Raw genomic sequence first — 13,942 nt, 5'->3', positions numbered from 1 at the left:
TTGCAGATTATTTGCTATGCTTTGATTAGACATCAATAATTTATGGCGCAAATTAGTGTCAATGAAAAGAGTTATGAGGTTGAAAACTTTCTTCGCTGCGGTGTTGGCGATCGTCCTGTTCACTCTCTACTTAACTCCTCCTGTGATGGCCGCGAATGCAGAGGATGTGACTCACCTATTAAAGGATAATTGGTGCGTCAGTTTTTTGTGGAAACAGTGCGATTTGAGCGCAGTCGATTTGCGGGGAGCTAATCTCCAAGAAGCCAATTTGTCCGGCGCTAATTTGTCCGGCGCTAATTTGTCCGGTGCTAACTTAAAAGATGCGGATCTTTCTGACGCAGATCTCACCGGCGCTAATTTAGCAAATGCTGAGATTTTAGGCACGGATCTCAGTCGAGCCAATTTGACCGAAGCTAATTTCAACGGCACGAAGTTGTGGGATGCGAATCTGACTTTGGCCAATCTGAGCCGCGCCAATTTACAGGATGCTAATGTCTTAGATTCTCGACTTTGGGGAAGCAATCTTACCCAAGCTAATTTAACGGATGCGACGCTGCACGGTGCTGACTTGCAATATGCTAATTTGGCAGACACTAATTTAACAGGTGCTGACTTGCACAGCTTCTTTTTCCGAGGTTCCAAACAAGTCACAAATTTGAGCAATGCTAATTTAGAAGGCGCTACTTTAACGGGAGCAAATTTCAGAGGTGCGGTGCTGGCAGGGGCAATAATGCCGGACGGGTCTATTAATGAAGAAAGTGGCTTTAATTTACAGTAGAGTAAAATTAAAGTCTGCTTGAATAATTTCAACAACAGGCTTTCGGGCTGATTTCGCAGTCAATGAATTATCTGGTGTAGCTGCGCCCGTTGCCAACAGCTTGTTGAGGATGCTGTCAAGATATCAATTTAACCAGGGTGCGATCGACCTTTTAACTCCCAAGCTGCGCCCGTTGTCAACAGCTTGTTGAGGATGCTGTCAAGATATTAATTTAAACCAGGGTGCGATCGACTTTTTAACTCCCAACCCGTAAATATCGCTAAAATCTTAAATTTAAAACAGAACCTGCGCGCATCTGTTACAATTTTCAACAAAGCTAGAACAGCCCCGAACCTGAAGTCACCTGCCTAGGGATACAAGCCCCCGACAGGAGTCGTGAATAGCAAAAATATTAGATATTTAGTTTAAACTCTCAGATTCATCTGTAGAGCCTCTCTAAAATCTAAAATCTAAAATCGATGGGCTGTGGAGTCAATCTAAAATCTAAAATCTAAAATCTAAAATCGATAGGCTGTGAAGTAAATCTAAAATCTAAAATCTAAAATCGACTGATGGAAACCCTGCAAACTCAACTTTACGAACTCGCACAATTTGCTAATAATTTAGTAAATACTCAACTGACAAACCTCAGTTTAGTCAGCGTCGGAGTTATTTTTCTGGCAGGGTTGCTAACGAGCTTAACGCCCTGTATGCTTTCAATGTTGCCGATCACGATCGGCTACATCGGCGGATACGAAGCAAAAAGTCGCCTGCAAGCCGCCGCCCAGTCGGCGTGGTTTTCCCTCGGATTAGCCACCACCCTTGCGGGTTTAGGTATTGTAGCATCATTTGCCGGACAAGTTTACGGCAAAATTGGCCTGGGTTTGCCGATTCTTGTCAGCATTATTGCTATTCTAATGGGGCTCAATTTACTCGAAGCTTTACCCTTGCAAATGCCGTCTTTTGACGCTGTGGGGTGGGTGCCGAAAGATTTGCCGGCGGGCGTGCGATCGTACTTATTGGGCTTAACTTTTGGTTTAGTAGCGTCTCCCTGCAGCACGCCGGTTTTAGCTACACTCTTAGCTTGGGTTTCCAAAACGGGAGATACAGTTTTAGGTGGTGTGTTGCTGCTGTTTTATGCTGCTGGCTACGTCGCTCCGCTGATTATAGCAGGTACTTTCACTGCTAGCATTAAAAAGTTGTTAGAATTACGTCGGTGGTCGAGTTGGATTACGCCTGTTAGCGGCGTTTTGCTAGTAGGATTTGGCGTTTTCTCTCTGCTTTCCCGAATCCTTCCCGCTTAATTTTAGTAGTAAGGACTTCAGTCTTTATTTAAAGATATAGCAATCTCTCCTGAATGCGTGAATTAAGTTTTTTTTAACGAACCGCGAAGACGCGAAGAACACGAAGGAAGAAAGAAAAGAGAAAGAATCCAAAATTGATGGAGACTTTTTAACTAAAAATAATAATATTTTGTTCATCTTTTGTTATTCTATCCTCTTCCCTCTTCCCTCTTCCTTCTTCCTTCTTCCCTCTTCCTTCTTCCTTCTTCCTTCTTCCTTCTTCCTTCATAATTACCAATGACATCAAAAGAAGTATTTCTATCAAAACTCTCAAACTGGGCGACTGCCCCTCAAAGGTTTTTCAAGCGAGAAATCTTGCCGGTGCTAGCAGATTTGCGGCTGGCAATTATCTTGCTGCTGACGATCGCATTTTTCAGCATTTCCGGCACCGTCATCGAACAAGGCCAATCAGTACCCTTTTACCAATCCAACTATCCAGAACACCCCGCTTTGTTCGGCTTCCTAACTTGGAAAGTTGTACTAATTGCAGGACTAGACCACGTATACCGCACTTGGTGGTTTTTGTCAATCCTAATTTTGTTCGGCAGCAGCTTAACAGCTTGTACATTTACTCGACAATTTCCCGCATTAAAAGCCGCCCGCCGCTGGAAATTTTATGAAGAACCAAAGCAGTTTGAAAAATTAGCTCTCAGTGCGGAATTAGAAACAGTTGCTTTAAGTTCGTTAGAACCACTTTTGCAGCAAAAAAACTACCGCATATTTCGAGAAGGCGAAAAAGTTTATGCTCGCAAGGGAATAATTGGTAAAATCGGCCCGATTATTGTTCACGCCAGTATGCTAATTATTTTAGCTGGGTCGATGTGGGGCGCGATGACGGGATTTCTAGGCCAAGAAATGGTTCCCAGCGGCGAAACATTTCAGGTGCAGAATATCCTGGATGCGGGACCTTGGGCCCGGCCGCAAATACCGAAGGATTGGTCGATGCGAGTTAATCGGTTCTGGATTGATTATAGTCCGAGCGGTGCGATCGACCAATTTTACTCTGATCTGTCAGTTTTGGACAAAACAGGCCAAGAGGTCGATCGCAAAACCATTCACGTTAACGAGCCCCTCAGATATCGGGGAGTCACTTTTTATCAAGCAGATTGGGCAATAGCCGCCGTGCGAGTTCGCCTCAATAAAAGCCCGGTTTTACAATTGCCAATGGCTCAGTTAGACACCCAAGGTAAAGGTCGAATTTGGGGTGCTTGGATTCCGACCAAACCAGATTTGAGTGCTGGAGTTTCTCTGCTAGCAAAGGACTTGCAAGGCACGATGTTAGTGTACGGTACGGATGGCAAATTGTTAACTACAGTTCGCGCAGGCACGGCGGTGGAAGTTAACGGAGTGATGCTGACAATTGACGAAGTTGTAGGCAGTACGGGATTGCAAATTAAGGCTGATCCGGGTATTCCGATCGTTTATACTGGCTTCGGGTTGCTGATGCTTAGCGTGCTGATGAGCTATCTGTCTCACTCGCAGATTTGGGCTTTGGAAAAAAACGGCAAACTATACGTCGGCGGGCGCACTAATCGCGCTCAGGTGAGTTTTGAAAGAGAAGTTGTGGAGATTTTGGACAAGTTGGCAGAATCGAAACAAGAGGAAGAAAAGAGCGAAATAGCGCAGACTTCTGTTGCAAGTCAAAGCTAACCGTCGGGTGCGCCTAGCGCACCTTACACCAACGATAAATATCCAAAAGATTAGTTGAGATTGTAGGGGGCGCGTTGCCAAATATGTCGAGGTTGTTAATGTGAACCTGAAAAAAAGCAGAAAACCACTATTTCACGTTCGGATTTTTCAAATTTCCAGTAATCAAAATTACTATAGCAATCCTAAATCATTTGTGAATTTCTTACTCCCTCCCCTTAGCAAGGGGAGGGTTGGGGTGGGGTAAAAAATTTATGACTCCTGCAAGGATTGCTATATATACGGAGTTTTGGTTTCAAAATCCAAACGCTGAAACGCCCGTAAACCGGTACTCTCCGGTGGGTGACAACTCGACCCATGCCCAGTTTACACCCTACAAACTACCAGATTTTAAGCGTTTGAACGGCTTTTTGACTACGTTGAGAGGGCTGCCTTGACGCACCCTACAATTACTTGCTAATTTTATTAACAATCCTATTTCTTAAAACTATTGTGGGGTGCGCTTCGACGCCGCCCCACAATTAAATCTCAATGCCACAACAGCTTAATACCCGCCCTACTTCTCGTGCCGCACCTCAATCACGGTGTGGACGTTCCCCCGCGGCGAAAAATCGCCTTTAATCGTCGCTTCCAGCGGCGCGCAAGCTGCCACAAAATCGTCTAAAATTTGATTGATCGATTCTTCGTGAGAAATGTAGCGATCGCGATAACTGTTAACGTACAGTTTCAGCGCCTTTAACTCTACCACCCGCTCGTCTGGCACGTAAGTAACGTGAATTGTCGCAAAATCGGGATAGCCAGAAAATGGGCACTTGCAAGTAAACTCCGGCAACGTAATGTTAATCGAGTAGCGCCGCCCGACTCGCGGATTCGGAAAAGTAATTAACTCGCCTTCCAAAATCTGGCGTTCGCCGTATTTCATTTCTTCGGTGCTTGACTTTTGCGACATAGTTTGTTCCGGTGCGTAGTTGTTCATAGCGATCGACTAAAAACTTGTAACATTAAATTAATTTTACGTTCAATATCTGTAACAAATATCTTGACGAATTGTGTTGCGATCGATCTAATTGCAAATACTCTCAGGCTAAACTAAAACAAGTTCACCCTCGCCATCTACAATTATGCAAAATACTACCTTATCTGACAATACTTCCCCTGAAAACTCAAATAGTTACTCTCCATCGGTACCAATTTCCCTCTATCGAGAAGTCACGGCAGAGCTGCAAGCAGCCCAAGCGATGGTGGACTCCCTCAAAACCCACAATCAGCAATTAGTCCAACAAAATCAACAACTGCGGCGAGAAGTAGAAACAGTAGTTCAAGTATCCCAACAGTTACAGCAAGTAGTCAACTCGGCTCAGAGCATCACCCAGACAGGGATGCCTCAAATGCCGTCAGTCAAATTCAATTTCAGCGTTGAACCTCCGCCCCCACCACCTGTAACCTCGCAGATGAACTCTGCCGTACCTCAACCACCTCAGACAGTAGCTTTCCCCTTCCCACTACCGGAACCGGAGCCAACAGCCGTCTCAATGCCGCAGCCACTTCCCGAAAAATTATTTACAGAGGTGCCGGAAACTCCTTACCGTGTGCGATCTCAACTCAAAAAAACCTCAGACTTAAGTGGATTGTGGTTGGCGATCGCGATTTTTCTGATTGTGATTGCAGCTTTTGGTGCAGGTTATTTAGTTGTCCGCCCTTTATTAATGAAAAAGTAAATTCCAACAAGAATCCCACGGTTCGATCCGTGGGATTTTAAACAAAACCTAGCATAAATTGTTCAAAGTTACGCTAATTGGCCATCATCCTCTGGCGGCACTCGTTTCTACTGAACGAGGGGCATACTGCTCTTCACAAGCAGAACCTACAATGCCCACCCCTGGATCGAAACCGCGCGTGAACTCAGTGAGTTTTACCTGTTTAGCTTCCAAAGCTGTCTGTAGCACCTTCATGGCTCGGTGAGGGTCGCCGGCTCCGCAGAAAAATAAGTCTGCAGCAAAATAACCGTGTTCAGGCCAAGTATGGATTGCTATATGAGACTCTGCCAAAGTAGCAGTAGCTGTCACTCCGTGAGGACTAAACTGGTGTACGCACAAATCGATGAGAGTAGCTCCTCCGGCTTCGATCGCATCGAGAATAGCGCGGCGGATACGTTCAGGATCGTTGAGCAGGTCTCCAGGAGACTGCCAAGCATCAGCGACCAGATGGGTTCCCAATTGTTTCATTCTGCGGGGTTTTACCTCTATTGATTTTTAAGTCTCAAACCTTTTAACGTTAGCACGGTGTCAAAAATTTTGCAAGTATGTTTCACAAAGAAAGATGAAGATTAGGAGGATGGAGCCCTAAGTCGTAATTTTTGGGGTTTGGGATTGGGGCTGGCGATCGCGCGTCAACTTGGGGAACTGCACGGCTATCGCCCTGACTGCCTATGCTGGAGACTTTAATCAGAAACAAGCTCTTGCTGCGGGGTTTCAACATCATGTTGTAAAACCTGTCCAAGCGAATTAGTTAGTCAAAGAATGCTGAAATTGCCTCTGAGATTGCATCGCTGAGTCCTAATTTTAATAGATTGTCAATAGATTGTCGATCGCAGACAATCTATTAAACCCGCCCTGCACAACCAATAACTGACTTCTGATTCCTGACTCCTGAATTCTTTATTGTCAAAAGTTTTGAGTTTTAAATTAAAGATTATTTAACTTAAAACTCAAAACCATTTTCTCTTAATCAACTTATCAATCCCGGCTGTGAGTAGCTCCATTCGGCAAAATCGCCCCGCCCAAAGCTGCCTCATTCAAATTATCAACATTCAAGCTCGCCCCAATCAAATTAGCCTCTGACAAATTAGTTCCTGTCAAATTCGCCCCTGTTAGAGAACTCAACAGCAAACCCGCTCCAGACAAATTGGCGTGACTCAAATTCGCCCCCCGCAAATCCGCTTCCAGCAAGCTAGCACCTGCCAAATTCGCACCGCTCAAGTTAGCTCCCCGCAAAGAAGCTTTGTTCAAATTCGCAGCCCTCAAATCAGCATTGTGCAGAATCAAACCATTTAAATTAGCTTTACTCAAATTAGCTCCCTGCAAGTCCGCACCGCTCAAATTAGAGCCATTTAGATTTGCCGATTGCAAGTCAGCACCGCTCAAGTCAGCACCGCTCAAATTAGCAGCGCTAATAGAAGCCTCCCGCAGACTTGCTTCGCTCAAACAAGCCCCAACCAAATTGACGCCGCTGAGATTTCCGCGATTGAGATAAGCCCGAGTTAAAGTTGCTCCGCTCAGGTTCGCCCCGGTCAAATCTACCTCGGTGAGAATCGCTCTCGTCAGATTTGCTCTGCTTAAATCAACCCCGCTCATAATTGCTCGGCTCAGCGTCGCCCCGCTCAAATTAGCCTCAGTTAGTTTTGAGCCACTTAGCAAACAAGCTCCTACTAAACTCGCTCCAGTCATAACTGCTTTGCTCAAGTCAGCCTGAGACAGTATTGCTCCGCTGAGATTGGCCCCGCTAAAATCTGCGGAGATGGCTACAGTTCCAGTTAAACTAGAACTCCCGAGGTTAGCTTCAATTAATTTCGCCTTAGACAAATTAGCCCCGCTCAAGTCGGCGGCGTTTAAATTAGCTCCAATCAGTTTACTTCTAATTAAGTTGGCACCTTTCAAATTAGCGCTGCTCAAATTTGTTCGACTGAGATTAGCTTCACTCAAATGAGCCGCAATGAGGTTAGTCCCTCGAAAATCTCGTTCCCCGTTTCTATGTCTAGTTAAAAGTTCATCGGCACTTAAAAGCTCAGTGAAATTCATAAAAAAATTGAGTGAGTTTCCTTAATTTCTCGATGTTCTATGTTGTGTGAAAGTTTGTACTATCGTGTTTGCCAGTCAGTTTTTTAAACTAATACTGCCACATTAACAATTGTCAAAACTGCTTGATTCCTACCATCACCCTGCTCTCATAGTTATAATTTACGAAAATAAACCGGGTTCTGGTATAATCTGAGGTTTGCTAGCGCGGAAGTTATGAAAAAACCGCGTTTCTCGCCACCTGTAAGTCCTGTAAGTATTATTTTGCTAGTAATTAGTTGGCGGTTGATATTAGTTGTTAATGGTTAGTGGGATTTATACTAACTGCTAACCACTACATATTACCTCCTAACTCTTTACCAAAATACCGAGAAGTTGTTGATCGATCTTGTCAAGGTCGATCGAATATTGGCGGTATTGCTGGCGGCATCCGCGCCGTCTTCTGACCCGAAAATTTGCCAGTACAGGCGATCGAATTTATGAGTGCAATCAATAAAGAAGATATCGGAGCTTCAACCCCTAATGCCTTCTAAATAAGTGCTTTCTACCTTCGAGGAACCCGGACGGCAGCGCCAGGCCAGCTCAGCTAGTGTCACCTCCCCCCACTGTGCTCCGTGCCAGTGAAAACCAACAGGAAGGCTGTTTCCCTCGGAGTGCTGAGCGAGTCGTCGGCGAAGGAAGCAATACGCTGTGCTGAGCCTGAGATTGCGCGAAAAAATGGCTCGCGAGTCGTTCCCCTATTCCCGCGCTGCTGTGCTTGCTGTTAATGTTTTCTCGATCCATGAGCGCTTGCGGTTCTAATTTACAGAACACTCGACACCAGACGCGCTCCCGGACATAAAAGCTGTTCCTGGGCTTCTCAAATGCTTCTCTGAGGCATTCCCAGAAAAACTGTATTCATGCCGCAGGTCTTGCCAACAGCAATTGGGCTGCTACAGCCAAGCAATGACCAGCCTAAGTCTGGCGGGAAAGCGACGACAATATTATTCTAATAGTTGCCGACCACTGCATGCCGTACTCGGCGCGCGGGACTGGCTACTTCACCTGTATAAGTTGCTGAAATTAGCTACCCATAATTAAAGATAGTCGCTCTTTGACTAACTGGGCAATATCTGTGGTAATTTAGGTCATTAAATTTGATAATACTGCGGGGTTTAAAATCTAGCAGTAGTGAGTGCTACAGACTAAAAAACCGCTGCGGATTTCTGCTGTAAAAATTCAGGGAGCCGATCGATCCACTGGTGGAAAGCCCACCTTGCCAATCAAAATTAAACTTTTGACAGGTGGCTTTTTGAAGTTTCCAGAACAAAACAAAAGCCGGCTTTCAGAGAAAAAGCCGACTTTTGAGATAATTTTACCGACGAAGCGTAAAACCGCTAGCTCGCCGCTGTTGGTTGGATCACTTTCCACCATCCGAGTGCGCGAGTGCGACTACCCTGCAGAAAGTAGAAACAATACCCAAACAAAGTCTGAATTATTAAACCCGACGGTGGCCGGTAACGCCCTGATTGGGATCGTAAATATCAGCCGTAGTATCAACGCCCGGAGTCCCAGGAGCGCCGTAATCAGCCCGAGCACTATCGACGCTGGGATTATAGTCGTAGGTGTTCCAATGCTGAATGCCTCCGCGGCTCAGGATGGTTTCAGCTCTAGCGACTTCTGCTTCGCTGCCGTCAACCAGTACCAAGTAATCTCCTCTCGCCACGCGATCGTTGTATGCTCTAGCTTCCTCTTCGGGAATTCCCATACCGACTAAAGCTCCGATCAAGCCACCTGCTGCCGCACCCAAAGCCGTACCGGCGAGTGTAGTGGCGATCGCCGTAGCTGAGGCTCCTGCCAGCATAATCGGCCCGATTCCCGGAATTGCCACTAGGCCCAGACCTACCAACAAGCCTGTCAAGCCGCCCAAAGTACCACCTGTGAGTGCGCCCTTTGTGGCCCCTTCGTCGGATTTGTTGTCCGCGCTGTCGTGCACGTCAATGCCTGCGATGTCCCCTTTAGAGTCAGCATCCTTAGCGATGACCGAAACCCGATTCATGTCGAAACCGGCAGTTCTCAGTTCTCCCAGTGCGTGTTCCGTCTCCCGGCGGGTTGAAAATACTCCGACGGCGCGCTTCTGGCGGCCCGAAGCTCTGCGACCAGTGTCTGCAGGCACATCGTAAATACCCCAATCCTGAATGCCCCGCACGCTCATAATTCCTTCGGCTGTGGCAAGTTCAGCATCTGTTCCTTCTACGAATACCAAATATTCTCCGCGCGAGACGCGATCGTTATAAGCTTTAGCTTTATCTTCGGGAACTCCCAAACCGACCAAACCGCCGACCAAACCGCCTGCTGCAGCCCCAATCGCGCCTCCGACTACAGTATCTGCCAGCAGAGTGGCGATCGCACCCCCCGCCATCACCGGGCCAACTCCCGGAATCGCTAGCGCTCCAATGCTTCCGAGTAAACCAATTAAACCGCCCGTCACGACTCCCGCTGTCGCCCCTGCTTTGGCGCCACCACCGACTTTCTCGTCGGTACTCTTACCAGCGCTAGCGCCCGCAATTTCGCTGTTATCTAGCTTTTCCCCAACTACCGAAACTTTATTCATCGGAAACCCGGTACTTTGCAGTTCCATCAGGGCTAGTTCCGTATCTCGGTAATTAGAAAATGCTCCTACAGCTCGCTTGTGTTGACCTAAAGCCATTTCTTTTCTCCTGAAAAATATACTACTTTTACACAACCACAGAATTTATGCTCTGCCATCAATCACATTTAGTCATTTTTTCCCAACAATTTTCATCGGTCGCTGGGAATAACTTCCCGCTCTATCTTCAGGTTGGTTTCTAACTAATTCTCCGGGATGGGAAATCGGAAATGGGGAAGGGGAAGTTGCAGGTATTGCGTGAGTTTTGAATGCGTGAATTTAAACTCTTTCACTTAAAACCCAGCTCTCCCTAGAGAGTCACCTAAGTTTTGCAATCCGCTCCGCAAGGAATCTTACAATGCCAAACTTTACCCTCTTCCCTCAGACTTCTCTCCTAGATAACTACATCCTTCTCCCTTGTGTCCCTCGGACTTCTTCTTTGTAATTTATTGATTGCTGCTAGGCGATGCAGGTGCAGCGGGGGCGACAACAGCCGTAACATTCACATCTTTGACACCCTTAATCTCTTTAGCTAGCGGCTCAATTTTAGCTAAATCAGCTTGATTGGGAACTGTGCCACCTACGGTGACAAGCCCATCTTTTGCGTCAACAGTTAGCTGACCTTTAGTGATGTTTACTTCTAACTTTGAGCGCACTTCACTTTGAAGGTCGCCGTCGGCTCTTATTGCATCGCCACCCGTCACATTGTTGCGCTGTTCTCTGGCCCTGATATCAGAATTTGCTTGGTTTTGGCGAATCTGGCTAGTGGCGTCACCCTGAGTTTTTTGAACTGTCTCGGCTGGGGGCGGGCTAGTGGTATTTCCTGTGGCAGAATTAGGAGAATCAGCGCTAGTTTTAGCTCCTTCGCTGCAAGCAGCAGCTCCAAATAATAGGAGACCGCTCAGGATAATTGGTGTTAGTTTGTTCATAATATATTAATACCCTCCGGGTAAGCTTTCGATGAGGCTGACTTGGTTGAGCCAGATGGGAGCCAGATGGAGCAAGACAGCATCTTTGTTTATGCTTTCTGATTTTTGCTTTCGGCGATTTAAAAATCCTTATATCAAATATATAAATTTGAGCAAGTATCTACATCGCTCCACGGGTGTAAAATTAATCTATGTCGTTAGATAGAGTACAAAAAATACAATAAGGTATTAAGTCAAATTTAGCTTAATAGAGTTTTGGCCAAATTATTACTCAAAAACCCGGTTGATGGCGACCTTTTTTGTTGCCAAAGCCACTATTTTCCTAAACACCGAGTTGCCAAGCGTAAGTTTTATTAATAAATTCGATTGCCACTTCCAACTCATTTTTATTTTTTCCCTGTAACTTCTGACTTATTCCCTCAACATTTATCAGTTAAATATGTTAAATCTCCTAAACTACTCATTGTAAAAGTTCCTGCTTCAAAACAAACGAAAAGAGTCGAGAAATTTTTGAGCATTTTCTGGTTCTGAGTTAGTGGCAACCAGCCCATAAACGCGCGTTTCCACCAAATAAACTTGACCTACACCTACCGGTTCAGTGGGAGAAAGTGGCTGAAACTCAAATTCTTTTCCCGGATAGCCTCCGAGGGAAATATCCCGCACTTGCAAGACTTTAGCATTCGCTGCCACGACAAAAAAATCAACGGCATTATTTAAAGTAATTCTGATATTATTGATATTATTGTTCCTCAGCCGAAAATCTAGGTCAAAGTATTGAAGCAAATAAGTTTCTTTGTTTTTTAATTTCGATCGGTATGTATGAGCAATAATTTGATTTGAAAAAATTTCGGAATTAATTTTGGGATTTGCCGGCATATCGATCGCAAACTGACCCATCGCTGAGCAAAATGGCTGCCACTCTGGCGTCTGAATAGCTGTCCGCAGCGGGGCTGGTTGAGATGCAGCGGGACGGGCAAACTTGACAGGGTATGAAAGTAATGTAGCAGTAACTAGAAGTAAATACAGAAATTTCATTTGGGTAAAAATTATATATGCCCGATCGATCTGCGCTAGCCTAGAAATATATCCGCAAAGGGGGGATTTATGCTGAATATTATATTTACTCAACGGCGAGGCAACTCTCAAGGACGCTCTAAAATCACTAAAACCAATAAAACCAATATACTCGCTGCTGTAAATACTTGGCTGGCTGTGTGTCTACTGGCTGCTGTCACAGGTTGTGCAAACAGCCCCAACAGCAAGGCACTCGAAGAATCATTAGCCGCCGATCCGAAATTAAAACAAAATCCAGTAGTTTTCTCTTCCCCGCCACCAGTGACAGCTATTGAGACAAACTCTACCGCCAAACTTCCTCCCGATTTCCCGACAGAGATTCCACTCTATCCTAATGCTGAGTTAATCGAAGTTGCTGGGCAAACTGATCCGTCGCCAAAAAATGTGCGGCTGCGCTGGGAAAGCACAGATCCTGTTAATTCGGTTCAGAACTTTTACTCTACAGAGTTTGGGCGTCGCAACTGGGAAATAGTCAGCCGCCCCACCGCCGAGGGACAAGGTTCTTTGGTAGCAACGCGAGATAATTTGCGGGTAACTGTGTCGCTTTCTCCTACTCGGAAAGTAGGAGGTTTTACAGAATTTGCGATCGACTACAGCAAAGACAGCCCAGAAATTGCCACCAGTCCCCAACCTAACAATTCCGAGTCTAGCGCATCTCCAACCGCTTCACCAAATTCATCTAATTCAGAGGGAACTACTCCAACACCATCCGCGTCGCCAAAATCAGCAAACGTTAGCCAACTAGACACCCAAATTCCTCAACAGTTGCGGCAGTATGTGGCTGATTTAAGTCAGTTGGAAGTGCTAAAAGTGCGAGGGACAGAAAATGCTAATTTAGAAACAGCCAGCACTTTGCCCAAACCCAACAAAATTGTCACTCGCCGCGAATACGCCCGCTGGTTAGTAGCAGCTAACAATCAGATTTATGCTAGCCGTCAAGCCAAACAAATTAGATTAGCAGTAGACTCTAGCGAACCAGCCTTTTCTGATATACCCAAAACAGACCCGGATTTTTCAGCAATTCAAGGTTTAGCAGAAGCCGGTGTAATTCCGAGTTCGCTTTCGGGAGAAACTAAAGATGTGAAATTTCGCCCGGATGCACCTTTAACTCGCGAAACAATGATTCTCTGGAAAGTGCCTTTAGATAGTCGTCAAGTTTTACCGACAGCTAACATTGACGGAGTGAAAGAAAAGTGGGGCTTTCAAGATGCTTCTAAGATTGATTCCCAGGCGTCGCGGGCAGTTTTAGCTGATTTTAACAATGGAGATTTGGCGAATATTCGCCGCGTTTTTGGTTTTACCACTCTGTTTCAGCCGAAGAAATCCGTGACTCGCGCCGAAGCTGCTGCTAGTTTGTGGTATTTTGGCGTTCAAGATCAGGGATTGTCTGCTAAAGATGCCCTGGAAGCCAAGTCTCAACCTGCTGAGTAGATTTCTGTGAGGTGGTTAAAAGTTTTGAACACAGCATCTACTTACCAATACGCAGGAAACCGGGTTTTTTCTCTGTAAGCAAACCCGGTTTCTGCGTCCAAGACTGACGAAATTGTACCAATTTTTGATAAATCGGCGTGCGATCGCCCGCCACAAAAATTGCAGCTTGAGTTTCTAGGATTTCTATGAATATGGCTTACCCAGAAACCGACTTGTATCTACGAAAATGCCCAGTACAACGCGAGGCATATCCGGTGAAAAGCCTTGTTTCTTTAATTCCTTCTTTAATTTTTTTGTGGGACTTTTCGTAAAAAAAATTACATATTATAAATCGGCTT

At 45.6% G+C, this 13,942-nt stretch carries 11 protein-coding genes; 5 read left to right on the top strand and 6 right to left on the bottom strand.

Annotated elements, in window-relative coordinates:
* The first annotated feature begins 61 nt into the window (after positions 1 to 61).
* The 3 genes from QUA34_RS25520 to QUA34_RS25510 all read left to right on the top strand — a co-directional run bounded on the left by QUA34_RS25520 (position 62) and on the right by QUA34_RS25510 (position 3,750).
* The gene (locus QUA34_RS25520; RefSeq protein WP_333331271.1) at positions 62 to 778 is read left to right on the top strand and encodes a pentapeptide repeat-containing protein; all 717 of its coding nucleotides are present in this window, start codon (positions 62 to 64) and stop codon (positions 776 to 778) included.
* 551 nt (positions 779 to 1,329) lie between these two features.
* A complete protein-coding gene (locus tag QUA34_RS25515) occupies positions 1,330 to 2,061 on the top strand; it encodes a cytochrome c biogenesis protein CcdA (RefSeq protein ID WP_333233091.1) in 732 nt (243 codons plus the stop codon).
* A gap of 276 nt (positions 2,062 to 2,337) precedes the next feature.
* On the top strand, positions 2,338 to 3,750 hold the full coding sequence (locus QUA34_RS25510) for a cytochrome c biogenesis protein (protein WP_333331273.1): 1,413 nt from the start codon (positions 2,338 to 2,340) through the stop codon (positions 3,748 to 3,750).
* Between the two features lie 553 nt (positions 3,751 to 4,303).
* Here the strand turns inward: QUA34_RS25510 and queF are convergent.
* Positions 4,304 to 4,723, bottom strand: a complete 420-nt coding sequence (gene queF, locus QUA34_RS25505) for a preQ(1) synthase (protein WP_333389911.1) — start codon at positions 4,721 to 4,723, stop codon at positions 4,304 to 4,306.
* A 145-nt stretch (positions 4,724 to 4,868) separates the two neighbouring features.
* Between queF and QUA34_RS25500 the strand changes: the two genes are divergently transcribed.
* Entirely contained in the window at positions 4,869 to 5,465 is a 597-nt protein-coding gene (locus QUA34_RS25500; RefSeq protein ID WP_333331276.1) for a hypothetical protein, read from the top strand.
* A gap of 84 nt (positions 5,466 to 5,549) precedes the next feature.
* Here QUA34_RS25500 and speD read toward each other — a convergent pair whose 3' ends face one another.
* From speD to QUA34_RS25475, 5 genes are all read right to left on the bottom strand, one after another.
* A complete protein-coding gene (speD, locus tag QUA34_RS25495) occupies positions 5,550 to 5,972 on the bottom strand; it encodes an adenosylmethionine decarboxylase (protein ID WP_333080601.1) in 423 nt (140 codons plus the stop codon).
* 510 nt (positions 5,973 to 6,482) lie between these two features.
* A complete protein-coding gene (locus QUA34_RS25490; protein WP_333389909.1) occupies positions 6,483 to 7,544 on the bottom strand; it encodes a pentapeptide repeat-containing protein in 1,062 nt (353 codons plus the stop codon).
* 1,474 nt (positions 7,545 to 9,018) lie between these two features.
* Positions 9,019 to 10,230, bottom strand: a complete 1,212-nt coding sequence (locus QUA34_RS25485) for a histidine kinase (RefSeq protein WP_333331282.1) — start codon at positions 10,228 to 10,230, stop codon at positions 9,019 to 9,021.
* Positions 10,231 to 10,616: 386 nt separating this feature from the next.
* The gene (locus tag QUA34_RS25480) at positions 10,617 to 11,099 is read right to left on the bottom strand and encodes a BON domain-containing protein (RefSeq protein ID WP_333331285.1); all 483 of its coding nucleotides are present in this window, start codon (positions 11,097 to 11,099) and stop codon (positions 10,617 to 10,619) included.
* A gap of 480 nt (positions 11,100 to 11,579) precedes the next feature.
* Complete coding sequence (locus tag QUA34_RS25475) at positions 11,580 to 12,134, bottom strand: hypothetical protein (RefSeq protein WP_333331287.1); 555 nt, start codon at positions 12,132 to 12,134, stop codon at positions 11,580 to 11,582.
* A gap of 69 nt (positions 12,135 to 12,203) precedes the next feature.
* Here QUA34_RS25475 and QUA34_RS25470 point away from each other — a divergent pair, with 69 nt between their 5' ends.
* Positions 12,204 to 13,604 carry an S-layer homology domain-containing protein gene (locus QUA34_RS25470; RefSeq protein ID WP_333389907.1) on the top strand — a complete coding sequence of 467 codons (1,401 nt, stop codon included), beginning with the start codon at positions 12,204 to 12,206 and terminating at the stop codon, positions 13,602 to 13,604.
* Positions 13,605 to 13,942: the final 338 nt, after the last annotated feature.

This window comes from Microcoleus sp. POL10_C6, from assembly GCF_036701585.1.
Classification (GTDB): Bacteria; Cyanobacteriota; Cyanobacteriia; order Cyanobacteriales; family Microcoleaceae; genus Microcoleus.
The sequence above is the reverse complement of the archived record's forward strand: the minus strand, read 5'-3'. Positions and strand labels throughout refer to the sequence as shown.

Bases quoted from the DNA above. Each gene is read 5' to 3' on its own strand.
- queF (WP_333389911.1), bottom strand. From the start codon at position 4,723: ATGAACAACTACGCACCGGAACAAACTATGTCGCAAAAGTCAAGCACC.
- QUA34_RS25515 (WP_333233091.1), top strand. From the start codon at position 1,330: ATGGAAACCCTGCAAACTCAACTTTACGAACTCGCACAATTTGCTAAT.
- QUA34_RS25480 (WP_333331285.1), bottom strand. From the start codon at position 11,099: ATGAACAAACTAACACCAATTATCCTGAGCGGTCTCCTATTATTTGGA.
- QUA34_RS25470 (WP_333389907.1), top strand. From the start codon at position 12,204: ATGCTGAATATTATATTTACTCAACGGCGAGGCAACTCTCAAGGACGC.
- QUA34_RS25475 (WP_333331287.1), bottom strand. From the start codon at position 12,134: ATGAAATTTCTGTATTTACTTCTAGTTACTGCTACATTACTTTCATAC.
- QUA34_RS25485 (WP_333331282.1), bottom strand. From the start codon at position 10,230: ATGGCTTTAGGTCAACACAAGCGAGCTGTAGGAGCATTTTCTAATTAC.
- QUA34_RS25510 (WP_333331273.1), top strand. From the start codon at position 2,338: ATGACATCAAAAGAAGTATTTCTATCAAAACTCTCAAACTGGGCGACT.
- speD (WP_333080601.1), bottom strand. From the start codon at position 5,972: ATGAAACAATTGGGAACCCATCTGGTCGCTGATGCTTGGCAGTCTCCT.
- QUA34_RS25520 (WP_333331271.1), top strand. From the start codon at position 62: ATGAAAAGAGTTATGAGGTTGAAAACTTTCTTCGCTGCGGTGTTGGCG.
- QUA34_RS25490 (WP_333389909.1), bottom strand. From the start codon at position 7,544: ATGAATTTCACTGAGCTTTTAAGTGCCGATGAACTTTTAACTAGACAT.
- QUA34_RS25500 (WP_333331276.1), top strand. From the start codon at position 4,869: ATGCAAAATACTACCTTATCTGACAATACTTCCCCTGAAAACTCAAAT.